This is a genomic window from Chryseomicrobium excrementi (assembly GCF_002798305.1).
GTDB classification, from domain to species: Bacteria; Bacillota; Bacilli; order Bacillales_A; family Planococcaceae; genus Chryseomicrobium; species Chryseomicrobium excrementi.
The window spans coordinates 159,650-183,447 of the sequence record NZ_PCGR01000004.1 but is presented as its reverse complement, the minus strand read 5'-3'; the positions used below and the strand labels follow the sequence as shown (position 1 = coordinate 183,447).

35 protein-coding genes and 1 other annotated feature are annotated in these 23,798 nt (G+C 43.1%); of the genes, 24 read left to right on the top strand and 11 right to left on the bottom strand.

What is annotated here, in order from left to right; translation table 11 throughout:
- Positions 1-7 precede the first annotated feature (7 nt).
- The 8 genes from CQS04_RS12020 (at position 8) to CQS04_RS11990 (ending at position 4,848) form a co-directional block, all read left to right on the top strand.
- A complete protein-coding gene (locus tag CQS04_RS12020; RefSeq protein WP_100354362.1) occupies positions 8-463 on the top strand; it encodes a hypothetical protein in 456 nt (151 codons plus the stop codon).
- Positions 464-551: 88 nt separating this feature from the next.
- The gene (locus tag CQS04_RS12015) at positions 552-1,025 is read left to right on the top strand and encodes a DMP19 family protein (RefSeq protein ID WP_100354361.1); all 474 of its coding nucleotides are present in this window, start codon (positions 552-554) and stop codon (positions 1,023-1,025) included.
- 150 nt (positions 1,026-1,175) lie between these two features.
- The gene (locus tag CQS04_RS12010; protein ID WP_100354360.1) at positions 1,176-1,499 is read left to right on the top strand and encodes a YbjQ family protein; all 324 of its coding nucleotides are present in this window, start codon (positions 1,176-1,178) and stop codon (positions 1,497-1,499) included.
- The gene (locus CQS04_RS12005) at positions 1,499-1,723 is read left to right on the top strand and encodes a hypothetical protein (protein ID WP_100354359.1); all 225 of its coding nucleotides are present in this window, start codon (positions 1,499-1,501) and stop codon (positions 1,721-1,723) included. The genes CQS04_RS12010 and CQS04_RS12005 overlap by 1 nt, the downstream gene beginning before the upstream one ends.
- Before the next feature lie 110 nt (positions 1,724-1,833).
- Positions 1,834-3,666: a DUF2075 domain-containing protein gene (locus tag CQS04_RS12000; RefSeq protein WP_245858815.1), complete on the top strand. Its 1,833-nt coding sequence runs from the start codon at positions 1,834-1,836 to the stop codon at positions 3,664-3,666.
- A 149-nt stretch (positions 3,667-3,815) separates the two neighbouring features.
- Entirely contained in the window at positions 3,816-4,181 is a 366-nt protein-coding gene (locus tag CQS04_RS11995; RefSeq protein WP_100354357.1) for a DUF805 domain-containing protein, read from the top strand.
- A gap of 16 nt (positions 4,182-4,197) precedes the next feature.
- On the top strand, positions 4,198-4,374 hold the full coding sequence (locus CQS04_RS13845) for a hypothetical protein (protein WP_165775533.1): 177 nt from the start codon (positions 4,198-4,200) through the stop codon (positions 4,372-4,374).
- A gap of 66 nt (positions 4,375-4,440) precedes the next feature.
- Positions 4,441-4,848, top strand: a complete 408-nt coding sequence (locus CQS04_RS11990; protein ID WP_100354356.1) for a hypothetical protein — start codon at positions 4,441-4,443, stop codon at positions 4,846-4,848.
- A 17-nt stretch (positions 4,849-4,865) separates the two neighbouring features.
- On the opposite strand, the gene CQS04_RS11985 is transcribed toward CQS04_RS11990, so the two are convergent.
- Together CQS04_RS11985 and CQS04_RS11980 are read right to left on the bottom strand one after the other, a co-directional pair.
- Positions 4,866-5,357, bottom strand: coding sequence for a hypothetical protein (locus CQS04_RS11985; RefSeq protein ID WP_100354355.1), 492 nt, complete (start codon positions 5,355-5,357; stop codon positions 4,866-4,868).
- Positions 5,354-5,848, bottom strand: coding sequence for a DUF402 domain-containing protein (locus CQS04_RS11980; protein WP_100354354.1), 495 nt, complete (start codon positions 5,846-5,848; stop codon positions 5,354-5,356). The genes CQS04_RS11985 and CQS04_RS11980 overlap by 4 nt, the downstream gene beginning before the upstream one ends.
- Before the next feature lie 99 nt (positions 5,849-5,947).
- Positions 5,948-6,185 (top strand) — a binding site (T-box leader).
- A 47-nt stretch (positions 6,186-6,232) separates the two neighbouring features.
- Here CQS04_RS11980 and metG point away from each other — a divergent pair.
- The 3 genes from metG (at position 6,233) to CQS04_RS11965 (ending at position 9,257) form a co-directional block, all read left to right on the top strand.
- The gene (gene metG / locus CQS04_RS11975; RefSeq protein WP_100354353.1) at positions 6,233-7,858 is read left to right on the top strand and encodes a methionine--tRNA ligase; all 1,626 of its coding nucleotides are present in this window, start codon (positions 6,233-6,235) and stop codon (positions 7,856-7,858) included.
- A gap of 276 nt (positions 7,859-8,134) precedes the next feature.
- Complete coding sequence (locus CQS04_RS11970) at positions 8,135-8,818, top strand: DsbA family protein (RefSeq protein WP_100354352.1); 684 nt, start codon at positions 8,135-8,137, stop codon at positions 8,816-8,818.
- Between the two features lies 1 nt (position 8,819).
- Complete coding sequence (locus tag CQS04_RS11965; RefSeq protein ID WP_100354351.1) at positions 8,820-9,257, top strand: disulfide oxidoreductase; 438 nt, start codon at positions 8,820-8,822, stop codon at positions 9,255-9,257.
- A 15-nt stretch (positions 9,258-9,272) separates the two neighbouring features.
- On the opposite strand, the gene CQS04_RS11960 is transcribed toward CQS04_RS11965, so the two are convergent.
- Both CQS04_RS11960 and CQS04_RS11955 read right to left on the bottom strand, forming a co-directional pair.
- The gene (locus CQS04_RS11960) at positions 9,273-9,554 is read right to left on the bottom strand and encodes a hypothetical protein (protein ID WP_100354350.1); all 282 of its coding nucleotides are present in this window, start codon (positions 9,552-9,554) and stop codon (positions 9,273-9,275) included.
- Between the two features lie 95 nt (positions 9,555-9,649).
- On the bottom strand, positions 9,650-10,288 hold the full coding sequence (locus tag CQS04_RS11955) for an HAD hydrolase-like protein (RefSeq protein ID WP_100354349.1): 639 nt from the start codon (positions 10,286-10,288) through the stop codon (positions 9,650-9,652).
- Positions 10,289-10,371: 83 nt separating this feature from the next.
- Between CQS04_RS11955 and CQS04_RS11950 the strand changes: the two genes are divergently transcribed.
- Positions 10,372-11,034: an NAD(P)H-binding protein gene (locus tag CQS04_RS11950; RefSeq protein ID WP_245858814.1), complete on the top strand. Its 663-nt coding sequence runs from the start codon at positions 10,372-10,374 to the stop codon at positions 11,032-11,034.
- Here CQS04_RS11950 and CQS04_RS11945 read toward each other — a convergent pair.
- Positions 11,031-11,666, bottom strand: coding sequence for a pentapeptide repeat-containing protein (locus tag CQS04_RS11945; protein WP_100354347.1), 636 nt, complete (start codon positions 11,664-11,666; stop codon positions 11,031-11,033). The two genes, CQS04_RS11950 and CQS04_RS11945, sit on opposite strands and share 4 nt — an antisense overlap.
- A gap of 271 nt (positions 11,667-11,937) precedes the next feature.
- Here CQS04_RS11945 and CQS04_RS11940 point away from each other — a divergent pair, with 271 nt between their 5' ends.
- Positions 11,938-12,873 (top strand): ring-cleaving dioxygenase, encoded by a 936-nt coding sequence (locus CQS04_RS11940; RefSeq protein ID WP_100354346.1) that lies wholly within the window; start codon positions 11,938-11,940, stop codon positions 12,871-12,873.
- Between the two features lie 149 nt (positions 12,874-13,022).
- Positions 13,023-13,865, top strand: a complete 843-nt coding sequence (locus CQS04_RS11935) for an alpha/beta fold hydrolase (protein ID WP_425430247.1) — start codon at positions 13,023-13,025, stop codon at positions 13,863-13,865.
- 227 nt (positions 13,866-14,092) lie between these two features.
- Here the strand turns inward: CQS04_RS11935 and CQS04_RS11930 are convergent, their stop codons facing one another.
- Both CQS04_RS11930 and CQS04_RS11925 read right to left on the bottom strand, forming a co-directional pair.
- A complete protein-coding gene (locus CQS04_RS11930; protein ID WP_100354345.1) occupies positions 14,093-14,761 on the bottom strand; it encodes a GNAT family acetyltransferase in 669 nt (222 codons plus the stop codon).
- Positions 14,762-14,785: 24 nt separating this feature from the next.
- Complete coding sequence (locus CQS04_RS11925) at positions 14,786-15,703, bottom strand: carbon-nitrogen hydrolase family protein (protein WP_100354344.1); 918 nt, start codon at positions 15,701-15,703, stop codon at positions 14,786-14,788.
- 159 nt (positions 15,704-15,862) lie between these two features.
- On the opposite strand from CQS04_RS11925, the gene CQS04_RS11920 reads away from it, so the two are divergent.
- From CQS04_RS11920 to CQS04_RS11895, 6 genes are all read left to right on the top strand, one after another.
- Positions 15,863-16,570, top strand: a complete 708-nt coding sequence (locus CQS04_RS11920) for a DNA alkylation repair protein (protein ID WP_100354343.1) — start codon at positions 15,863-15,865, stop codon at positions 16,568-16,570.
- A gap of 10 nt (positions 16,571-16,580) precedes the next feature.
- Positions 16,581-17,540 (top strand): DUF1835 domain-containing protein, encoded by a 960-nt coding sequence (locus CQS04_RS11915; RefSeq protein ID WP_100354342.1) that lies wholly within the window; start codon positions 16,581-16,583, stop codon positions 17,538-17,540.
- A gap of 86 nt (positions 17,541-17,626) precedes the next feature.
- Positions 17,627-17,830, top strand: a complete 204-nt coding sequence (locus CQS04_RS11910; protein WP_100354341.1) for a zinc ribbon domain-containing protein — start codon at positions 17,627-17,629, stop codon at positions 17,828-17,830.
- Positions 17,831-17,843: 13 nt separating this feature from the next.
- Positions 17,844-18,233 carry a hypothetical protein gene (locus CQS04_RS11905; RefSeq protein WP_100354340.1) on the top strand — a complete coding sequence of 130 codons (390 nt, stop codon included), beginning with the start codon at positions 17,844-17,846 and terminating at the stop codon, positions 18,231-18,233.
- The gene (locus CQS04_RS11900) at positions 18,230-18,691 is read left to right on the top strand and encodes a hypothetical protein (RefSeq protein ID WP_100354339.1); all 462 of its coding nucleotides are present in this window, start codon (positions 18,230-18,232) and stop codon (positions 18,689-18,691) included. The genes CQS04_RS11905 and CQS04_RS11900 overlap by 4 nt, the downstream gene beginning before the upstream one ends.
- 28 nt (positions 18,692-18,719) lie before the next feature.
- Positions 18,720-19,223, top strand: coding sequence for a GNAT family N-acetyltransferase (locus CQS04_RS11895; protein ID WP_100354448.1), 504 nt, complete (start codon positions 18,720-18,722; stop codon positions 19,221-19,223).
- 72 nt (positions 19,224-19,295) lie between these two features.
- Here CQS04_RS11895 and CQS04_RS11890 read toward each other — a convergent pair whose 3' ends face one another.
- The 3 genes from CQS04_RS11890 to CQS04_RS11880 form a co-directional block, all read right to left on the bottom strand.
- Complete coding sequence (locus tag CQS04_RS11890) at positions 19,296-19,751, bottom strand: hypothetical protein (RefSeq protein ID WP_100354338.1); 456 nt, start codon at positions 19,749-19,751, stop codon at positions 19,296-19,298.
- Positions 19,748-19,954 carry a helix-turn-helix transcriptional regulator gene (locus tag CQS04_RS11885; protein ID WP_100354337.1) on the bottom strand — a complete coding sequence of 69 codons (207 nt, stop codon included), beginning with the start codon at positions 19,952-19,954 and terminating at the stop codon, positions 19,748-19,750. Before CQS04_RS11885 ends, CQS04_RS11890 begins: the two co-directional genes overlap by 4 nt.
- A 154-nt stretch (positions 19,955-20,108) precedes the next feature.
- Positions 20,109-21,410: an acetamidase/formamidase family protein gene (locus CQS04_RS11880; RefSeq protein WP_100354336.1), complete on the bottom strand. Its 1,302-nt coding sequence runs from the start codon at positions 21,408-21,410 to the stop codon at positions 20,109-20,111.
- 141 nt (positions 21,411-21,551) lie between these two features.
- Between CQS04_RS11880 and CQS04_RS11875 the strand changes: the two genes are divergently transcribed.
- Positions 21,552-21,782, top strand: a complete 231-nt coding sequence (locus CQS04_RS11875) for a hypothetical protein (protein ID WP_100354335.1) — start codon at positions 21,552-21,554, stop codon at positions 21,780-21,782.
- A gap of 132 nt (positions 21,783-21,914) precedes the next feature.
- Entirely contained in the window at positions 21,915-22,271 is a 357-nt protein-coding gene (locus tag CQS04_RS11870) for a hypothetical protein (RefSeq protein ID WP_100354334.1), read from the top strand.
- 43 nt (positions 22,272-22,314) lie between these two features.
- Here CQS04_RS11870 and CQS04_RS11865 read toward each other — a convergent pair whose 3' ends face one another.
- The gene (locus CQS04_RS11865; RefSeq protein ID WP_100354333.1) at positions 22,315-22,677 is read right to left on the bottom strand and encodes a VOC family protein; all 363 of its coding nucleotides are present in this window, start codon (positions 22,675-22,677) and stop codon (positions 22,315-22,317) included.
- Between the two features lie 130 nt (positions 22,678-22,807).
- Here CQS04_RS11865 and CQS04_RS11860 point away from each other — a divergent pair, with 130 nt between their 5' ends.
- Together CQS04_RS11860 and CQS04_RS11855 are read left to right on the top strand one after the other, a co-directional pair.
- Complete coding sequence (locus tag CQS04_RS11860; RefSeq protein WP_100354332.1) at positions 22,808-23,362, top strand: hypothetical protein; 555 nt, start codon at positions 22,808-22,810, stop codon at positions 23,360-23,362.
- A gap of 11 nt (positions 23,363-23,373) precedes the next feature.
- A complete protein-coding gene (locus CQS04_RS11855) occupies positions 23,374-23,781 on the top strand; it encodes a DUF4181 domain-containing protein (RefSeq protein ID WP_165775532.1) in 408 nt (135 codons plus the stop codon).
- Positions 23,782-23,798: the final 17 nt, after the last annotated feature.

The window sequence follows — 23,798 nt, the reverse complement described above, 5'->3', positions numbered from 1 at the left end:
GGAGGCTGTGAAATGGAATTATGCGGTTGTTATTTTACCGTTGCTAGTTATTGTGGGGATCATTGCTAACAATACATACGCAGCTTCAAAGTCTTATGACTTGATTCATAGTGTTTCCAACGAGACTTGGAGTTTGGAGTACACAGTAAGCAAACAGAAGAACGATGACTGGGTATTGACTCAAAATCTTTATGCGAAAGAGCCTATCACTTTAAAAGAAATTACATTATCTACTGAATTTCAATCAGATGATCCTTACACAATAGGCAATTCAGAAATGAAGAGTCAAAAAGCTTATACTTACGAGAATCCCCTCATAATCAGTTCGGAATATGAAAGACTGCCTAATACGAAGCGACTGAGTGACGAAGAAATACTAGAGATTCTCTCACATCTTGTAACGACCGTTACTTGGAATGATGGGAAAGGGAAAGTTCAGGAAGTGGAGATGGAATGGGAGTGAAACTGGTTCCTAGGGAAGATTTCAAAGTATGAAATAACGAGAGAAGAAGTGACAATAAAATTTATCAGAACTGAAAAGAGGGAACTCTATGTGGAAATTTATCGAAGTACATAAGAACCAGTTGGCAACACACCAAGACCGATGGAACGCTTGCATCGAAGCAGTAACAGAGAATAGTATACCGCCTGATCAGGGTACTCCTAAGACGGCTTGGTTCGCCTATTCTTATTTCTTTGAAATGGAGTCTGGAGGACATGAAGCCTATTTTTATCATTTGGACCAGGTGATTAAAGAATATGGAGCCGAAAGATTTTTACAAAACACAGAAAAGGCGCTTCAAACAATTGGAGCTGATCAACACGCTGCTATTGTGAGACAGTATGGCAAAAGCTTATGGGACTTGTATCTTCAAGTGGAGGAACAATCCATCCAGGAAGACCTTCTTTATGAAGAACTTGCGATTGCAGATAAGTCCTACTATGCCTCCGAGCCCCCACTTCAAGAGTATTTAGAAACATTCTGTGAGGAGAATTACCAAAATCTGATGACGGTTTTAGATTGATGAGAGAGGTGCGAGAATAGCGGAGGCTGTGAAATGGAATCATGCGATTTTGTTACCACTGCTAGTTATCGTGGCGATGGATGAGAGTGAACTAGAAAAATATTTACTTCTGCAAGAACATAAAAATCATCTATAAAAGGAGAGATTCCAATGATCATTGTCACTACAGAAAAAATCGAAAACTATGAAGTGGTAGAGGTGTTAGGTCCAGTATTTGGACTCACAGTTCGCGCTCGAGGGCTGGGTAAAGATATCATGGCTTCGTTTAAGGGGTTACTTGGTGGAGAAATCAACCAGTACACAGAAATGTTAGAAGACGCGCGCAAACAAGCGATGGACCGCATGGTGCAAAACGCTACATACATGGGAGCGAACGCTATCGTAATGATGCGTTTTGACTCAGGAGAAATTGGACAAAACATGAGTGAAATCGTGGCTTATGGTACGGCGGTCAAAGTGGAGAAGAGACTATAATGGAGTGGATTCTTGGGTTTTATGGAGTGCAGCTCCTCGTCATTATCGTAATTGCTGTAGCATCATGGCTCATCTGGGACAAGCGATTCAAAAACAAACACGGGCAGTCGGTCCCCAAAGGCTTCGAGCGAACGAATGAAGTTTCAATAGATCCAACGACTCAGAAGAAGCTAGTGGTCTATTTTAACCCGGAGACGGGGGAGCGGTTTTATAAAGAAGAATAAAATGTAACAATTAGGAAAATGATATACTGTACTTAATGAAAGAAATCAGAAAGTAGGCGTTTTCTATAATTATCTACAACGAGTCCACTGCTAAGTTCATAGAACATGTAATGGAACAGAGAATTGAAAATGTCTTGCTTGAACGGGTCAAAGAAAAGATGAACCAGTTTGTCTCGATGAGTGAAATCCGTTCTTGGACAAATTCTTTACCGCAGATGGCAAAAGTTTTGAGAGCTGCAAAATTAAAAGAAGATACTCATGTTTTGCTGGAATATAAACTTCCTTCGACTGAAAAACGAATAGACTTCTTGATTACAGGAGAAGATCAATCCGGAAATCAAAATGCGGTAATTGTGGAATTGAAGCAGTGGCAAAAGACAGAGGTAGCAATGGGAGACGGAATCGTCAAAACATTATTAGGCGGGCGGATTCGAGAGACCGTTCACCCCTCTTATCAATCGCTGTCCTATAAAAGATACCTCGAGAACTTCAACGAGGCGTTGTATGCAGACTCTTCAATCCAATTGAGCTCCTGTGCTTATCTACATAACTATATTCCCGAACGCAATCGCAATGAAGAGCCACTTCTTCATGACCGCTACACAAACTATGTGGAGCAGTCACCGCTCTATTTTCAATTTGACGATCTAGAGTTATCGGAACGAATTAAAGAGGCAGTTGTAGCGGGTAAAGGGCGCGAAATAGCGAAACGTATTGAAGAAGGACGCATTCGACCATCCAAACGTCTAGTTGAAGCTGTGAACTCGCTATTCAAGGGGAATGAAGAGTTCATTCTGTTAGACGAACAGAAAGTGGCTTATGAAAAGGTTCTCTCTATCTATAATGACTTAGATCATGAGTCCGATCAAAAGCATACAATTTTGATTAAAGGTGGTCCAGGAACAGGGAAGTCTGTAATTGGATTAAACTTAATGAACTTTCTTCTAGGAGACGAGGCTACTATCGAATACATCACCCCGAACCAGTCATTCCGAGAAATTTTACGCAAAAAGTTGATTGGCAGAAGTGGATTTGTAGAAATTCGGAGTTTTTTTAAAGGGTCTGCATCGTATGTCGAGACTCCAAACAATTATTACGATGTCTTAGTGTGTGACGAAGCACACCGGTTGAAAAATCAAGGACATATGAAAAAGAAGATTGAAGGAGAAAATCAGGCTACTCAAATTATTCGGGCGAGCCGACTCAGTGTATTCTTTATTGACGATGAACAAGTCATTTCCAATAAAGACATTGGCAGATTTGATTTACTCAAAGAAGAAGCAGAAAAGCAAAACTCTATTGTACATGTAGTGGAGCTGGATTCTCAGTTTCGGTGTTCAGGTTCAGGGAATTATTTGGAATGGTTGGATAACTTGTTGTATGACCGACGTGAAGACGCTGTACTCGACGGAGATTTTGAATTCGAAGTAGTGGATTCACCACATGGACTTTACAACAAAGTCGTAAAAGAAAAAGGCGGACGGCTTTTAGCTGGGTATGCGTGGGACTGGAACACCAAGCTTGTAGATGGAGAACTTTCAAAAGATGTTACGATTGATGAGCATCAGTTTGCCATGCCGTGGAACGACCCGAATCGAATCGATTGGGCCATCCATCCGGAAGGTGCGGATCAAATTGGTTGTATCCATACGGTGCAAGGCCTAGAAATGGAATATGTGGGTGTAATCATCGGGAAAGATCTTACTTATGATGCTGAGACAATGTCCTTACAGGTTAATCGGGAACATTTCAAGGATAAAGGAGCACGACCTGCTAAGCCAAAAGGAACCTACAAAGTCGATCCATTAGACCAGTTAGTAAGAAATACATATAAAACATTGATGACCCGTGGGATGAAGGGCTGCTATGTATATTGTGTGGATGAACAACTGGGTGAACGAATAAAAAAGTTGATGAATAAGAATAGCGAAAATAAATTATAGTTCCCAGGGGATTTCTCGGTTCAAGTAATCTTGATATTGAAAAACTCCCTGGGAGCTTTTTTAACTACATTAGCTATTTCTACCAAAAATAAGTTATACATCCATTTAGGATTCTTTTATACTAGAAGTATATAGACAGGGGGAGTGGAATGAAGTGGTTTTGGATTGTTATGAAGAAAGCAGCTGTTCTTGAAGGAAGGGCGAGACGAAAAGAGTACTGGATGTTCACACTAGTCTCGTGTGTCATCGTGTTTGGACTCACTGTAGCGGATTACATTTTGGGATGGATGTTGATGCCAGATGTAGGAGTACTCTCGACAATTGCAAGTTTGATTTTCCTTGTTCCAACTATAGCGGTTAGTGTTCGCCGTTTACACGATTTAGGGAAGAGCGGCTGGTGGTTCTTGCTGATATTTGTTCCAATCGTCGGTCCAATAGCTTTGTTGGTCATGTTCTGCTTCGACAGTGAGGCTTACGCTAATCAATTTGGAGTCAATCCTAAATACAATTTGTAAGGGGAGAGAAATCAAAATGAATCGAGTTTCAAAAATTCTTATGGTGGTTAGTTTGATTGCATTTCTAGTCGCAAGCTTTTATTTATTCGAAGTACTCATTGACCGCACAACATTTTATATTCTATTGCTCATTGGTGGATTGGCTTTAGTTTTTGCTGGAGTGTTTTCAAGAAGAGCCAAGCAATCATTATAATTACATAGGGGATGTCTAGATGCAGAATGATCGTAGGCAATCGGTAAAAAAAGTAGCTTTAGTTTTTTGGCAAGCGCATTGGTGATTCTATTAGCTAGTTTATATTTTGCGAATCAGGATCAAACCCTAGAGGATGTCTTAAGAGAAAATGGCCTTTACTCGATTTCAAGAGCTAGCGTCACTTCTTCTGTGCACTTATCAGAAGAAAACTCCTTCACTTATCGTTTGAGTGAGGAAGAAAGCACACGACTTACCGAAATTTTAAAATCTCAACAGCTGAACCGACTGTTTTTTAATAAGTTTAAACCTGAAGAATATACCTATAGTCTCTTCTTAGAAGACGACCAACGGCAGGTGATTTTAGAAGTAGGACCAGATAAGATGCATCTTTACGCAACGAATTTGTATTTTGAGAACAAGACGGATGATTTGAATTTGTTCATGTATGAACTGTTTGAAACCCATGGAAAATGATCTCCATGGGTTTCTTTTCATTCCACCAACTCGACTTCGACGTTAGGAAGGTGTGAGTCTATCAATAATTTAATGGAATCCAGTTGGCTATAAATATAAAACGGGAAGACGTAACTTTTGCCACTCTTCATGTGAATCGTCAGCTTGCCTTTGTCCCAATCCGTCGTCACTCTGCTTTTTTTAGCATCGATATGAAGTTTGTCTATATCATCAAATCGAATGGTGAACGCTTTTCGAGGACGGGACAAAGTAGCCGTATCTTGTTGTTTGTATGCACGGCGGTAAGCAGCACGATCTGCTTTGTCTTTCTTCTCTAAATAAATATAGAGTGGAATGAATAGCAGGGAGACCAGTGTCGTGTCTGCTTGAGAGATACTTTCCAACCAGTCCGAACGACTTGGTTTAGGAACTAGATAGAGGGCGTCATCTAGTGGGTAGAACAGATACTCTTTGTTCATAAGGTAGTTGCGTTGTAACTCTACATTCAAAGCGGCTCCGCTGCTAGTCATCGAATCGTCTCCAAAAAGTCCTCATTGAAAGGGAATGTTTTATTTTCAACATGCTGAATCAAATCGTGCAGTTCTTTATACACGCGCACTTTTAATTCTTCGCTATACCCGTAGCGAATGCTATTTTCGAGAAATTCGTCCTCGTCCACGACCTGCCAGCCTGTCTCTGGTCGTTTGACATAATCTACATCGTAATCCACGAAATGAACTTCGTTTTCTAAGAACACAGGTGGGTGCGCGATGTTGCAGTAGGCGGACACGATTTGATCGTCCACGACATCGAACGAAGCGCTGAACCACTGATCTTTCATGAAAATTTCAATGGAATCATGAGGGACCGTAAAGACGGCACCTCTTGTATAATGCGTGAGTTGCCGACCAGCTTTACTAGACACAACGAGATAGTCGTCGGTCTCCGCGAGAAAGGTCGTTTGCCATTCGTAATGTAAAATATCCGGATGTTTGAAAGATTTGATGGTCAACGTGGTCATAGAAGGCTCCTTTTTAAGAAGGTCTTTTAAAAAAGTGTAGCATACCAAGTATCCAATATTGTACAGAATGGGAAAAAGTGCTATTCTAGTCACAACTTGAAATCAGCGATGAAAAGGAAAGTAGATGCAAAGGGATTGGATAGAGAGCTTCTGTCGGTGGAAATGAAGCGAATGCCTAGTGTTGAAAATGGCCTTGGAGCTGCGTACCGAATATTGAGTAGGCTACGCCGAGACGCGCACTCGTTACAACAGCAGCAGTATGCATACGTACTGGCAGAGGCAGATGATGTGAGTCATTTGCGAATTTAGGTGGTACCACGACCCGTTCGTCCTAATCGATTTGATCGATTGGGGCTTTTTTTGTAACTAAAAGGAGGAAGTAAGATGGCGATTTTTATTGGAGGAGCTTGGCCGTATGCCAATGGCTCTCTGCATATTGGACATGTAGCGGCATTGCTACCTGGAGACACGATTGCACGCTACTACAGACAGAAAGGGGAAGAGGTACTGTATGTATCCGGCAGTGATTGCAACGGGACGCCGATTTCGATTCGTGCGAATCAGGAAGGGAAGACTGTGCAGGAGATTGCGGACCACTATCATGAGGAGTTTACAGAAACGTTTTATAAGCTCGGCTTCACGTACGATTTATACACTAGGACAGATGACGGGAAGCACCACAAATTTGTGCAAGAGCTCTTTCTCAAGCTATTAGAGAATGGGCATTTGTACAAAAAGACGATTGAACAGGCGTATTGTACTGTCGATAAGCAGTTCCTGCCCGATCGCTTTGTAGAAGGGATTTGTCCGGTATGCGGAGCTAGAGCTCGCGGAGACCAGTGTGACAACTGCTCGACGATCTTAGATCCACTCGATTTGATCGATAAGACCTGCAAGATCTGTGGAACTCCTCCTGAGATTCGCGAGACGGAGCATTTTTATTTCGAATTTAGCGCGTTTCAACAGGAGTTAGAGCGACTAGTTTCACAACGAGAAATAGAAGGAACGTGGCGCGACAATGCGGTGCAACTGACAAAACGGTATTTGCAGGAGGGGATCTTAGACCGAGCGGTGACACGAGATCTTCCGAATGGGGTTCCTGTTCCGGTCGCTGGATTTGAAGACAAGAAGATTTATGTGTGGATTGAAGCGGTGGCAGGTTATTATACGGCGAGCCGCAAATGGGGAGAGCAACATCAGACGGACATCACGCAGTTTTGGGGGCCGGAAGCCACGAGCTATTACGTACACGGGAAAGACAACATCCCCTTCCACACCGTCATCTGGCCATCGATTGTCAGTGGAGTTGGACTTGAGGCTGCCCCAAATTATATCGTTTCCAACGAATACATGACGCTCGAGAAACGGAAAATCTCGACGAGCCAGAACTGGGCAGTGTGGGTACCGGAGCTTTTAGAGAGCTATCATACTGACAGTCTGCGCTACTTTTTGACGATGAATGCCCCAGAAAATCGCGATACGGATTTTTCATGGCGTGAATTTATTTATAGTCACAATAGTGAGTTGCTGGGAGCTTACGGGAACCTCGTCAACCGGACATTCAAGTTTTTAGAGAAGTCTTTTGAATCGACAGTGCCTCAAGTCGAAGTGGACCAGAGTATTGTGAATCAAATTGAAGTACTCTATGAGCAAGTAGGGAAGGGGATTGAGTCGGCACAATTAAAAAAATCACTTGAGAGCGTCTTTGAATTTGTACGCTCTATGAATCGCTACTTTGATGAACGGGAGCCGTGGACGAAGTTGAATCAAGACCTGCCTCATGCTGAACAGACGTTAGCGACCTGTGTCCTTGCGATTCAAAACTTGGCACAACTCTTGAAGCCGTTCTTACCGTTTGGTTCTGAGGTCATCGAGCGGATGACAGGAATGAAGTACGATAGGTGGGAATTTGTGAAGGAGTTGCCAAACAAACTAGCAGATATTCAACCGTTATATGCACGTATTGATGTGGGTCAGATCGAAGTGGAAGTAGAAAAACTGAAAAATTGAGACAACCCCAGGGGTTGTAGCCACAAGCAGACCGACGAGATGGCTTTGTTCTTAGCTAGATTTCAGTTTCCATAAAATCACTTGGGGCCTCAATGAGAACTCTTAGGGCTTTAAAGGGATTTGTACGGTCGCTAATAGTACCTAGAGAGTCGCTAAATCGAACCGCAAGGGTTTTAAATTTCCCAACCTACACCACGTCAACCGTCACACTTTTGTAACTGTATACCTCGTAACCCTATGATAGAATGAGAGCACCACCTGTAAGGAGGCACCAGGATGAAAACGAATCAAAAGATTATTTTAGCCACGCTGGCAGTGTTTGCTGTCATCATAGGCGTTGTATTATTCATGAACCGCGACACAGAAACAGAGAGTGCGGTAGTACCAGCTGATTCAGAGCGTGTCTATCCGCCAACTGAAGGCCAACCGATGCTTGGTGATGCAGACGCACCTGTCGAAATCGTTGAGTTTGGCGACTACAAATGTCCTTCTTGTAAACAGTGGACAGAGACTGTGTATCCACAGCTTGCTGAAGAGTTTATCGACACAGGAAAAGCCAACTTGAGCTATGTGAACGTATTGTTCCACGGCGAAGAATCCGTCATAGCAGCTCTAGCATCAGAATCTGTTTACGAACAAGATCCAGAAAACTTTTGGGAATTCAGTAAAGCAGTCTATGCTGCACAGCCTGCTACGCAAGAGCACGACAAGCCTTGGGTCACTATCGACAAAATGGCGGAAATCGTAGCGGAGACAGCACCTGGCGTTGACATTGAGAAAATGAAAGCGGATATGGCGGATGAAAACTCAGCTATCGTCCAAGAAGTCACTCGTGACAACGAACTAGTAGAGGAATTCAATATTCCATTTACACCAACGGTTTATGTAAACGGCGTGTTCTTAGAAGACCCGTTCGATTACGAGCAAATTGTAAAGCTGATTGAGGAAGGACAGAACTAACATGGAAAAGACTCGTTCTTCTTGGTTTGAAATGTATGCACTTTATATCGCGTGGGTCATCTCATTGACCGCTACACTTGGAAGTTTGTACTTTAGCGAAATTAGAGAGTTCGTCCCGTGTGAACTGTGTTGGATTCAGCGAATCTTCATGTATCCATTAACGATCCTACTAGGTATCGCAGCGTTCACGAACGATGTGCGGATGCGTCTCTATGTGTTGCCATTGACGCTAATCGGGGGAACGATTTCGCTGTATCATTATTTAGTTCAAAAAGTACCAGGTTTTGCAGATATCAAACCATGTGTTCAAGGCGTTCCCTGTAACATCCAATACATCAACTGGTTCGGGTTTGTGACGATTCCGTTTCTCGCACTCACTGCATTCACGTTGATGTCTATTGTGTTGATCGTTCTTCACATCAAACTGAAAAAAGCATAAAGAGAACCGCTGCTCTTAATTGGAGTCAGCGGTTCTTTCTATATAACGACTATAAAGATAGAGTAAAAGAGCAATTAATGCGGCTAGTCCAAAGTACGTGGCTAACAAAAACCAGATGGAAATATGAACGACTCCTGCAAAGCCGAACTGGGTGGAGAGGAACCGGAACGTACTGAAGTTGTCGACTGCTGCCGGAATGTAACTGAACATTTCCCATAGACTGATGCCCATCATCCCTAAAAAATAGAGGACGTGTGCAACAAATGATAAAAGTAATGCAGAAATAATGATGCGCATAGCAACCTCCCCAGTTGCTACTTGCAACTGTCTGTAAATGGAATCTTTAGTTAACCATATCCATTAGAGACGTTTGCGTCAAGATGATTTTGGTCCTAACCAATTAAAAGTTCTGAGAATTTCTTAATTACTCGGTCCGCTTGCTTCAGTTCTTCGATTTGAGCAAAGTCGAAATCGACACCTACAGAAGACAAGTTGTTATCTTTTGCTGCTTTGAAATCTGAGAGTCGGTCACCAATTACGATAGCGTTCGTGTATCCAAAATCATCGAGAATCGACTGAACCAGTTCGGATTTGTTTCCAGAAGCAATCGCATCAATACTATGTACAGAAGTAAACGTGTATTGCAGCTGGAACGTCTTCACAATAGCTTCTAAATACGGAAGGTTCCCATTGCTCGCAATGTGGAGAGGGTAATCCTGAGCTAGCCTGGTTAGCGTCGTTTCGACGTCTTCATAAAGGGAACCTCGTCCAGATTCGATTTCGTCGATGAGTGCCAGTTGGAAAAAGCGATTTGCTTGTTTCTGCTGCTCGGTCGAAAGGTGAGGGCAGAGGGTTTGCCATACTACTGGGAGGGGGACTCCCATAATCTCTCGGTAAACTTGAAGCGGTGTTGCGCCGCTCCAGAGTTGTTGCTTCCGTAACTCGGTGAATGTTGCTTCAAGAGCTGGCTCTAAAATCAGATGAGTCTTGAAGAGTGTGCCGTCCATATCGAAAATATAAGCTTGTGTCATGAAATCATCCTTTCTATAAGGGGGAGACGTTTCAAAAATGTCATCGGGTGCAGGATGACGTATACTAATGGAAAAGTAGATGAATGGGGGATACCGGCATGCATGCACTGGTCATTGGCGCAACGGGCGCAACTGGAAAAGATCTTGTAGAACAATTACTGAATGACGAGCAGTTCGAGAAAGTCACGCTTTTCGTGCGGAGAAGCTTCCCTCTGCAACATGAGAAGCTGCATACGCACACGATTGACTTTGACCGTCCGCAACACTGGCACCGCCTAGTTGAAGGAGATGTCCTGTTTTCATGTCTGGGCACGACAATTAAAGCAGCTGGCACACAAGACGAACAATGGAAAGTCGACTATGACTACCAATATCAATTCGCCGATGCAGCAAGCGCGAATGGTGTCACAAACTATGTCCTTGTCTCGTCTACTGGAGCAGACCCGAAGTCCCGAGTGTTTTACTCTCGGATGAAAGGTCAGCTTGAAGAAGCCGTGAAGAAATTGCCGTTTGAGTCCATCACCATCTTACAGCCTCCTATCTTAGATCGCCGGGATAGCGACCGCACAGGTGAGAAGGTCGGGCTCCGTGTCATTCAAGTCATGAACAAAGTGGGCCTCTTCAAGTCGCAACGGCCTTTGTCAACACGCGAATTGGCCGCCACGATGATTCGGGCAGCCAAGCAGAAACGCTCAGGAGTAGTTGTCTGGACGGGCGAAGAGGTTCGCACACCAGCTCAAACTTAATCTTTTATCCGTAGACCCATCAGGCTTGCAAACAGCAGCGCTTGGTGGGTCGAAACCGTTGCCCCTCGCAAATCTTCAAGTTCCACTTTCATGACTTCAAAAGAATTACTGCTTAAATCGATGCCCTTAAGCGTAGTCTCCTCGAATGTCACATCTTCCATTGAGCAATTCACAATAGTCAGGTCTTCAAAAGTCGCTTTATAAAAATGAGCGAAGTCCAGTTTGATACTCTCTAATACAGAATTCTTGAGAGTTGTATTGCTGAACAAAGCATAAGGCATCGCACCTGTATCGAAGCGCACATCATAAAGTCTTGATTCACTAAAGTCGATACCGGTCATTCGGCAGTTGACGAACTCCACGCGATTGAAGGATCCTTTAGTCAGTGTCACATTGGAGAAATCGCAGTTCTCAAAGCGGCAGTCCGTCCAATCGGCTTGGATGAATTCACTGTCTGTGAAGCTACAGTTTTTGAACAGACAGTTCTGGATTCGAAGTCTCGGATACTTTTCTTCAATCAAGTTCTCGTCTGAGAGTTCGACGTGGAGAATTTCAGGGTCTTCGTGTAAGGGAATAGCTGCAAGAGTCGTTTCTAAAAGAGTTCCAGCGAATCGTGGAGCTTGTGTGGCCATAATCTCATCTCATTTCATATCTTTTTTCTCAGAGTAGCATAGGTAGCGGGCGATTCGCGACAAGTTTTGGGGGAATCGCGCCGACCTTTTCAAGTCACATCGACCCTCAACCTGATTCCGCTAATGATGGACGAATCGTGCCACGAAAGTATGGACTCGTACCACGAGAAGAGTGAATCGTGCCAACAAGAGTACAACAAAAGCATTTATCTTGAATTCGAGATAAATTACAACTATACTAAACTTAACAGAACGGGAGAGGAAGAATAGTATGAAAAAACAAACAGCGGGCATTCACCACATCACAGCAATCGTCGGACATCCACAAGAAAATGTCGATTTCTATGCAGGCGTCTTAGGGCTTCGGTTAGTCAAGCAGACCGTGAACTTCGACGATCCCGGAACGTATCATCTCTATTTTGGAAATGATGGAGGACGACCTGGATCCATCATCACGTTCTTTCCGTGGATAGGCGCGTATCAGGGGCAAATTGGAGACGGTCAGGTCGGCGTGACAAGCTATGCGATTCCGGTAGGCAGCATGCCGTTCTGGGTAAATCGCTTGGCAACACAGGCGATTCCATTCAAAAAAGCGACTCGCTTTAACGAAACCGTCCTACAGTTTGACGATCCGCACGGACTTCACATCGAATTGGTCGAGCGAGAAGAAGGGGAGCAAAACGACTGGACCTTTGGTTCTGTAACTCCGGAAGTCGCCATAAAAGGATTTGCTGGGGCTACACTCTACTCGACGAACCCAATCGCTACAGAGAGAACGCTGACAGAGGTCATGGGACTTGAAAAAGTAGCAGAAGAAGGCGACTACATTCGCTTCCGTTCGGAGGCGGCTATCGGCAATACAGTCGATTTGAAAATGGTGACGGGTAAAGTGGGCACGATGGGTGTCGGTACAGTCCATCATATCGCTTGGCGGGCAAAAGATGCAGAGGATCATCAAGACTGGCAGCGCTACGTCTATGACAAAGGCGAGCAAGTGACAGAAATCAAAGACCGTCAATACTTTGATGCGATTTACTTCAGAGAAGCGGGTGAGATCTTATTTGAGATTGCTACAGATCCACCAGGCTTTGCTCATGACGAATCTCAAGCGACGATGGGAGAGCAATTGATGCTTCCTTCTCAGTACGAGCAGTACCGCTCTCAAATCGAACAGCGCCTAATTCCAATTCGCAACCCACAGGCCTAATAAAAAACCTATCTTCCTGAGCAAGTACTCAATGGAAGATAGGTTTTCTTTGTTTCATAATTTGGAAAATAAGGAAGTGGCTGTTGTGGATATGAGGTCATAAAGGTATGATTGAAGGAAATACAAGTTATTAGCGTGGGGTGTGCATTTTGTGGGAAATGAAACGAATTCAAACGACACGTGGCATATTTGAACTGTTCACTTATGGAGAAGGCGAACCACTTGCTGTGACGCATCACTACAGCGAATTTAATGAGAAGGGGTCTCTTTTTGCTCAAGCACTTGCAAAACATTATAAGGTCTACCTGATCAATTTAAGAGGCGCTGGAAATTCTGTGAACGCGATAAAAGATGATGAATATAGTATGAATGAAACCGTGAAAGATTTGGATGCCATTCGGCAGGCACTTAGCTTCGAGAGGTGGGGATTCGCGGGACATTCTACCGGTGGTATGTTGGCTATGGTCTACGCTCTTGAATTTCCAGAGACCCTAACCAAAATTATTGTGGGTGGAGCGGCTGCTTCAAAGCTCTATGGAGACCATCCAGACTGCATTTATAGTCCGAAGAACCCAAATTACGAGCGAATCGTATACATCATGGATGCGTTAAGTACTACCAAGACGTCCGTCGAAGAACGGCAAAAATTAAGTTATGAGTGGGCTTTGATGTCGTATCACTCTGAAGAGAACTTAAAACTCTCTTTATCGAAGCCGAACAGTGGCAAGACGTGTGGACCTCGCTTAGATTATTTTCGAAAGATTGAATACCCTAAATTTGATTTAACTGAGCAATTGGCGTCCATAATGGTTCCTGCTTTTGTCTATTCAGGACAATATGATTCTCAATGTCCGGTCGTATTTGGTGCCGAAATCGCTGATAAAATTCCGAATGCTGAGTTTTGGTTATTCGAGAACAGCAATCATTTTCCATTCTCTGAAGAGGAAGAACGATTTAATCAATTTGTGTATGCGACAAAACAAGAAGTATAAAGAGAAACGAGGTGCTCTATCTTGATAGTACTTAGATTCTTAAAAGATCTCATCGACAGTATTGCCGATGTATTTCAACTTATAGGTTACTTTTTTGCTGGACTACTCATCGTCTCGGCAATTTTGTATGGGTTCACGTTTCTTGTAAACTTCCTGCTTTCTTAAAGAATCTTCTACATATAAAAAGCCTGAAACCCTAAATCATTAGTAGGGTCTCAGGCTTGTTTTTAAAGTGCGAGTAATTTCACTTTATCTGTAGCTTGTAATTCAGCAATCATCTCATGCCAAGCTTGTGGCTTCGCGCTTAGAATTCCATAATACATCGTTAAAAAGTCTGCAATCGCTTCGCCAGAAAGTGTGTCCGTTTCAACAAGTGGTAAGAAACAGAAATCAAGGTCGCTTACGGCGTCGCCTTCGTTTGTCCAAGAAGGATGGACATAAGAGAAATCGAGACGTTTGAAGCCGAGGTGAGCTAGAACTTCACGGCGCACGAATGGATTCATGGCTTGCAGGCCACCGAAGTCATGGCGAGCTGCACGGTACGGGTCATAGATTTCAGCGAATACACCTTGTAACTGAATTCCATGCTCTTTTGAAAGTTGTTGTAAATCTTCGTTACGCTTTTGAGCTAAGAATGGGCCAACCCCCATACCTTCCTTACCAATCAACGTGAAATCGGTCATCGAAAGTTTGCGGTCTGGATAGAAGCGGTATTCTGTAGCACCGACTACTTCATCTCCTTCAACAGCGACGAACATCCGAATGGTTGGGTCTTGTAGTGGACCTTCCCACAGAGAAAATTCTAGAACCTCTTCTGCAGGGAAGACGTCTTGCATTAATTTATGCATCTTAGGGAATAACGGATCGTTAATGCCAGTGATTTGTACATAGTTCATTCTACTTCACTCCTAGTCTCCAAATTAAACGCGTACGTTGCGATCGGCTTTTAACCATTCTGGTGTTGGCAATGTTTCTGTTTCGACTTTTCCGAGATCTGGGTACAAGTCGAAGCGACGGTCTCTCCATGTTGTCACAGAACCGTGTTCACGGACTTCATATAGTAGAGAGAGGTCCAGGTCCGCTGTGATGACCATGTCATTGTTGATTTCGCCTTTGACTAGAATGCCGTCTTGAGGGAAGGGAACGTCGTTTGGTGTGATAACTGCAGCCTCACCAAAGTTGCCACGCATGAAATCTACGGTTGGTAGAGAACCGACTGTTCCTGTAGTTACAACATAGATTTGATTTTCGATAGTACGAGCATGACTTGTGTAGCGAACTCGGTTGAAGCCGTGGCGGTCGTCTGTACATGAAGGCGAAAAGACAACGTCCGCTCCCATGCCACGAGCCATGCGAACGACCTCAGGGAATTCAATATCATAACAAGTGATCATCGCAATCTTGCCTTTTGGCGTTTCAAAGATGCGGAGGGACTCGCCAGGAGTGATTCCCCATTCTTCGACTTCCGTTGGTGTTAGATGAAGTTTCGCTTGCTCGCCGATATGGCCGTCTGGTGAGAAGAGGTGCGCCACATTATAGAGCTTGTCGCCTTTTTGTGTCACGTGTGTTCCACCGATGATGTAGACTCCATGCTCGACCGCTAAGTTAGAGAACAGCTCGCGGTATGCGTCTGTATAAAGTGCCAGGTTTTGAATTGGTTGCCCCTGGCCTGTTTCTGAAATCGACAACAATTGGGTCGTCACGAACTCAGGGAATAAGATGAACTCTGTATTGAATTCAGCCGCTGTTTTGACGTAGTGCGTCACTTGATCAGCGAACTGTTGAAAGTTTTGGATGGTATGAAGATGATATTGAACAGCAGAAACCCGAAGTTTCATGATGAAAACCCCCTTGTACAAGTGTTTCGCTCGGAAAGCGCAATGAGAAAAGAATACCATAATTACATCGATTGTAAATCAAAAAAACTTGAAATTTCTAAGACATTTTTGGGAGCTTTCGGTATGCTTGAAGAAAAGAGTTTAGAGGAGGTTCAGCAAATGGAATTTCAACAAGTCATGAAAGAACTCGAGACGCTCGGTACGGAACGAACGAAAAAGCTTTACTTAGGAAATGGAGCACAAGAACCACTTTTCGGAGTGGCTACAGGTGCGATGAAGCCGATGGCCAAAGCCATCAAACGCAATCAACCTCTAGCAGAAGAGCTATACGCGACGAGTAACTACGATGCGATGTACTTTGCTGGAGTTATTGCCGACCCAGAAGCGATGACTGAAGAAGACTTTGATCGATGGATCGAGGCTGCTTATTTCTATATGCTATCGGATTATGTGGTGGCCGTCACATTATCCGAAGCTCCTATCGCACAGCAAGTGGCAGACCGCTGGATTGAAAGTGGTGAAGAGCTAAAGCGCTCGGCAGGGTGGAGCACCTATTGCTGGCTCCTCGGTAACCGCAAAGACGAAGAATTCGAAGTAGCGAAGATCCATCGACTGCTCGATCTTGTGAAGATGACGATTCATTCGGCTCCCCCACGAGCGCAGTCTTCGATGAACAACTTTGTGTACACTGTTGCCATTTCGTTCTTGCCTCTTCATGAGAAAGCCATTGAGACCGCAAGAGAAATCGGCCAAATCGAGATGGAGCGACCTGGTAAAAAACCGGCTGTTCTAGATGCTATTGCTTCTATTGAAAAGTGGATGAGTCGTGGAAAGCTTGGATTTAAACGGAGATACGTGCGGTGTTAAGGAGGAGCTCATGCGAGAAGTACTGCATATAATCAGACAATTGTCTGAAGAGCAAAGTCGGGAAGCTCTCCAGTATCTCTATCTAACAAGTTTAGGGGAACCGATTCAACTAAGGGACGCATTAGAAGAAGTATTGAGTAGTTTTACAAAAAAACAACAGGAAAAAGTTACAGAGATTCATCTAGTATTCGGCCTAAGTGCTGGGGGAGGATTGACCATTGCTTTTCCAGAGGGAAAAGTGATTGCCCTAGGAGACAATTTGGCTATCGGGCCCCTTTCAGACATTCCAAGTCTTGAAGGTTTGAAAAGAAGAGAAGAATGGCTAGGAGGTATCCTCGATACGGAAGACTACCTGAGATTTTCTCTTCAATGGGAAAACGTTCTGCTTGCATTAGAAACTATACCAAGTACTTTTCCGATTTATATCTGGGCAGGAGAACACGCTGGAGAGCAGATAGCGAAACAGTTAATTGTGAAGTTACTAGCCGGAAAAGAAAACCCAATCTTCGTTATAGATTCAACGTGTGTCTATAGAAGGTTATTTGATACGGCTGATACCCATACCCTCTCGATATATACGGGTGAAATGTCGATTGATCAACTCAAAGAAATCAAATCATCGGGATTGTTTAAAGAGCTAACTACAACGGAACGAAGAGATATCGAGAAGAATTGGGATCGATTTTCTCAGACGCAAAGCTACGTCCGCTTATTTGAGAATGGTGTGATTCAAGAATTTGATGAGACTGCTCTCGATTCCTTCATAGTTGAAGTGGTAAAAGAACAAAGTATGGATGGTAGTTTTATTAAAGCAGCGCGTATTGTAGGGGAAGTATACGGTCGTAAAGGATATCAATTGGGAGATTCATTTATTGAATCACGTTTGTTACGACTTATTATGACCGGGGTTCTTGAAATGCAAGGTTCTCCAAAGGAGATGCGTTGCTATAGCGTACGACTCAAAAGTTAGTATGACTGGATAAAATGGGAATTATTGAAACTTCTCTTCGAGTTTATCGTATAAAAAGAAAACAACTGTGGAGAGGATGGATTTCAATGAAACAACAGGGATGTATGAAATGTGGGAGCACAAATGCTGCACAGAAAGAGATTGCGACTACAGGAACGGGACTGTCGAAAATGTTTGATATTCAACACAATCAATTTTTAGTCGTCTACTGCAAGAACTGTGGCTACTCGGAGTTTTACAACAAACAAGCAGCGCGAGGGTCGAACGTCCTCGATCTGTTTTTCGGATAAGGAGGATGAATTCATGTTGAACAGAAAACTCGAAGCCGCTGTATTGACTGTCATTCTCGGATTCTTTCTGATGCCGCTTGTATTTACTACTTGGCAATCTGATTATTTCACAATCGGACTCGTGATTTCCATGTACGCTGCACCATTTGTCTTCTTGGGAGGTATTCCAATCTCTTGCTTTATCCAAAAACAAGCTTATAAACCTCTTGCAGCAGCGGTGGGTCACGGTGTAGCTGGCCTCGTCACGAGTGCGATATTTTGCATCGTGACACAAGCACCACTTGATGTGTGGGCACTTGCACTGGTTTCGGGAGTGTCCTATAGTCTGCTATTTTTCGGAGTGGAATGGATGCTTGCCAATACTCAATTCCACAAAAAAACTGAATCGGCGGTATATAAATGAGACCTTCAATTATAGCGATTCTAGTTTATAGTGTCACGGCGATTTTACTTTTCTTCTTGAGTGAGTATTTTTATCATGCTTCAATTCCTTTCAAGCGTGTAGGTTTGTTAAGTAGCTATTACTTATATCCTTACATACTGTTGTTTGTGTTACTTGGTGCACTGGTATGGTCATGGTGGAAAAAAGATTCACGCTTTATATGGGGGCATTACGGTATCGTCATCACTCTTGCATTATTGATGATTGTACTATTACCAGTTCTTCAACCTGAATATACGTATAGCGAAGCAGAAGATTTGGTTGAACAACGAGTCGGAGTTCACGTTTTAGATAGCGACACACAACTTCTATGGGAGCCTGAAACGATGGAACGTCCGGCTTATCTAGTGTGGACAGAATACCCAATTGTTTCATATATAGTTGATATAGAAACAGGAGAAATTGAAGAAAGGAAATAAGTTTAAAAAGGGGGGGATTGAAAATCGTATGATTCGTTTAGCCGAAATTCGAGATGCAGAAGCCATGCTGCACATTCAAAAAGAAGTTTTACAAGAAGACATCTATTTCGTCTCAACGTTTGATGAATTTAAGCAAACCGTTGAAGGGCAACGTCAATGGATCCAGCAAAAACAAAGCAATCCAGATGAACTCTTAATAGTGGCTGAAGAAGATGGCGAAGTGGCTGGCTGGTTGGTATTTCAGACAGAGGGCCGTTTCAAAACAAGGCACACAGGTAAATTTGGAGTCATGCTTCGAGATGAGAGCCGAGGTAAGGGACTGGGCACTGGCCTTGTTCAGTATTTAGAAGATTGGGCTCAGCATCATCCGGAAATTGAGAAATTATCGCTTTTCACTTTTGCCACCAATACTCGAGCTATAGCTCTTTATGAAAAGTTAGGATTTGTCGAAGAAGGACGAAAGCTCAAAGAATACAAATTTGCGGACGGTACATATGTTGATGACGTCATTATGAGTAAATTTATTAAATGATATTGATTAAAGTAAAAAACACGTAGTTTTCGGAATTCCCTCCTGAAAGCTACGTGTTTTCATTTATAGAATTTATCGGAGTTTGATCAAAAAGAGTAAATAAGTAATTTGGAAAAATAGCCAGATGACAACTACAAAAAATAACGTGAATGGGATAGCAAATAGAGGCTCACTTAGTACATTGATTACTAGTAGAGGAAAACTTACAAGGGTGATCAAACCAGAGACCATGATGACTTTTAGAAGTAAAGAACTTTGGTATTCATCTAACTTCTTATAAGAACCAAAGAAGGAAAGGCCACCAATTGCGACAGTGATACCTAAAATGGTATACCCAATAATCGTCAGTCCACCATCGTATATAAATGTTAACCAAGTATTCCAAAATCCATAATTTACGGATGCTTTTGGTGGCAAAGTACTCAAGAATTCCATATGACCTGAAATTAAGAGGAACAGGCCCCCGTAAACCAAACTTAAAAGAGCAATAAATACTGCATTTGTCACTTTATTAGTAATAAATGTCACTTGCGGTCACTCTCCTCGAAATGAAATAGGTCTTCAATAGACAATCCGAAATACTTTGCCAAATCATAAGCTAACCAGATAGAGGGTTCGAATTTTTCGTTTTCAATGGCATTGATCGCCTGCCTAGATACATTTACTTGGGAAGCAAGCTGTTTTTGAGTGATTCTTTTCTCTTCTCTCAACAGTTTAATTGAGTTCTTCAATGCAGCTCCCCATTTCTCTAGAGGTCAAGTATACTTGACTTCATTATCCTTTAATCTTGAATTGGTGTCAAGTGAACATGACAATAATATTTTATAATAAATGATATGAACAAAACTAAAGCGTCAGGCACAAAGCCCGACGCTTTTCTCTCTTCTATACACGATAATGAGCGGTCACAACATCATAAAGCCCCGCTTTTTTCAGATACTCAACAGGGGCCAAGAACGTAATAGTCACCACACCAGGATGGCGGCCGATTTCAATAGATCCCGTGATCGTAGTACGATTCATGATTTCAGGTACTGTCACTTCAAAAAGTTCAGCAGCGCGGTTCAATCCATTATCAGTAGCTAAGTTCAAATTTGATCCTGTTCCCACGACGGAAATTGGTAAAGATTCTTCAAGCTTCTCAATGTTCCATTGTTTCGCAATAGCTTCAGCGCTCTTACGCTCTGCTGCAGAGAATGGTTTCGCAGTATAAGGAAGGTCTTCTTCGTTCGGTAACAAAATCGGACCGTCAAGGTTCGCATTTTTGATGACATGGACTTGAAGATGGACGATACCCGAAACATCAGCTGTATGCCCTGCGATTTCCCCGTCTCCTTGCATCGCATGCATGTCTCCTAGATAAATACCGCCACCTGGGACTTTGACTGGACAAATCAGAGTCGCACCTGCACGAACCCGACTGATATCCATATGGCCATCCGTCCGGTGTTCTTTTAATTCATCTTCTGTCACGCGGTAATCATGCGGCGCTCCAACCAAGAAGGAACCAAAGTCACCTGCGTTGTGGGAGTCTGGCATCGGTTTAGAAGGAGTTGTCCCCAACTGGCCCAGAAACGGACGCATTCGAGCTACAACACCTACTAAATCATGCGGAGCAAACGTCACAATGGGATTTTGAACAGAAGCATCCGGTGTTTGCATGTAATGTCTTCCGTCTTGAGCAATCGTCTCAGCAGCTTCTTTCGAAACAGTCACGCCCACATCTCCGTTTGGACTGAAGCCAACGGTATAGCCATTCGTAAATACGAAAGGTGTGACGTCCGCATCACAATTTGCACAGCGAATAGCCTCTTGGCCGATCCCTTTAATCACGGTATCCGGATACATCGTTCCGCAGCCCGGGCACTTTACAGCTACGAAAGGATCACCTAAGAAACGGCCTTCAACTGGAGCATCGTTTCCGGAAGAAGTGGCTAGAGATGTGACCCGAATGGAATGGATTTTTACGACGATAGCATCACCAGGCTCTGCGCCTTCTACATAGACTGGTTTTGTTACTTCATGTCCACCACGGATGCAAGGCGTGATCATAGGGCCCCAACAGCCTGGAGCGGTATTGGCCAAAATATGACCGCCGTCTCGCACGGGACCGAGCATTTCTTTAGCCGGATCAAGGACGCCATCGATAAACGTATTCACCAGTAGCGTATCTGTTGCTTTCTGCATTTCGTTTCCTCCCTTGTCTGAAAATTCAGTTTTAGTATAGCTCGAATTCGAGATAGTGTCATGTGAACTGCTTCAAAGGGTTTGAAACTTTTCTTTAGTTCGCGCGTAAAAAACATATATATACTAAAGAGGTGGCCTAACGTGCAAAAACTATCCATAGCTATTGGTTTGCTAGCTCTCCTTAGCATCATCGCAAACTTCCTCACAGAAAATCCTTATATCGGAATCCTATCGACTCTACTTATCATGGCGCTATTTGCGGTCAATGCTTACATGGCACAGAATGCTAAGCGAAAGGGCGCATTTCTGTTTTATATGTTTATTGTCATCCTAGGAGTTTTCGTGTTGGGAATGGAAATCTCCGCACTATAGATACCAGCTTGGGCGCTTAGTTGCGCCTTTTTATTTTGTCTAATAGGAGGATTTAATTGTAAGAAAATTCTGTTCACATAATACGAAAGTCATGATATACTCTTCTTAATTTAAGTGGAGATGGGTGAACCTATGAGACTACAATTTATAGTGTTCGGAGTTCTTATTGCCTTAGTATCAACTGTATTGTGGGTATTTAGCCAAAATGTTTCGAGTGGTTATGTCGTTAAAACTGATGATGGATATGTGAAGGTCGTTCAGTTGCCAATTGACCCACTTTTTCCTTTAACTGAAGAGCAGAAAGAAGAAGCTTTAAAGCAAGCGGCTCGCTCTAGAGAAGGGCAACTTTTTGCACTTCCCGTCGTGAACGAGAAATTAGGATCTTCTTATGAATTTGGAGAGCGTGTCCGGATTTATTGGCGAGGAGAGCCCATCTTAGATAAGCGAAAACAAGAATACGTAGAACAGACTTTGTTTATAATGCGATAGCAAAGAAAAAAAGACCTCCTTCAAAAATAAAGGAGGTCTACTTTTATAGCTTCTGAATCATCTCCACGCGATTTCCAAAAGGATCCCGGAATTCAAAACGGTCATATCCTGGAATGGGAATACCACTTAGGACTTCGACCGATTCCGCTTCTAATCGATCTTTCCAGTACTTGATATCTGTAACCAAATAAGCAAGATGCCCTTTCGTTGAGTTGCGGTCAAACCCATCCTCAGCTCCTACATGAACTTCTTGCGAGCCGACCTGCAACCAGAACCCACCCCTTCCTTGAAGAGATTCCGGTTTGGGTAATTCTTTTAACCCCAATACTTCGCAATAAAAGGCCTTTGCTTGATCTTCAGTACTCGATGGAATTGTAATCTGTGCATGGTGCACTCCTAAAATCATGAACACTCCCCCTTAGTACTTGTAGTATCTCACAATAGGATTAATCCTGGTATGAAAATAATTCCATTTTATGAAACTATTGAAGAGTTTAAGCGTAAAGTAATTCATATAGATACAGGGAGGGAAATGCATGTTACATGAAAAGTCGCCTCGAGCCATCTTTACAGTTTGGGCCATTATCGTCGGACTGTTTGCCCCAATCGTTATTTTATTTGTCCCAATTACCATTACTCAAAGCTTTTTTTACGATCCCACTCAAATTGTGGTGCTCGCACCATCGAAAAATCATCTGTTACTAACTGTTGGATTCGTCTTTATCATTGCGACATTGCTGTTGCTTGCTTTTAAACGTTCGAAGCATACGTATTTGGCAAGTGCTCTACTAGTCAGTGCAGCCATTGGATTTTTCACTTTTTCAACGCTTAGCTATGTCATCATTCATCCTGAATACATTACAGTGAGAGACTATTTAGACAAACAACAGTACGCTATGGAAGATTTCGAGGCGGTCATTTACGAATACGGTTTAGATGAACCAGGCCAGTACCAGTTCATCACAAAAGCGGGAGAAGCAGTCATTATTCAAGACAGCCCACAACTGCATTTTGAAAAACGAAGTGCAATCTATAAAACAGCTCTGGCTCACGATTTAACTTTCGAGGAGCGACCGATGCAGGAAGAATGAGGGGGATAAAAATGGGGGCTTGGAACGCGGTGCTTATTGGAACTCTATGTGTAGGGACCATTTTATTATTACAATGGGCAGTTGCAAGACATTGGGGATTGCCATTTAGACAACCTACAACCTACTATTCAAGACTCCACAAGTTCCTCCATTTCGGACTATATGGAGCCTTTCTACTAACATTTCTCAGTGTTTCATTTGCAATCGCTAATGGAGATATCGATTCGGATTTCCGCTTGTTTCTACTACCTGTAATCTTGATATGGCTCACTGAACCCTTAAAAGTATTCATGGAATGGAAATATGCAGAAAACAGAACCCTTTATAAAGCGAATCTCGTCAATTTAGTTGGAGGGACCGCTATAATGGTCTTAATGATTTTTGTATTTGTAAAGTTTCTCGATATTCCATTTCTATAACTCCTAAGAAGGTAGGT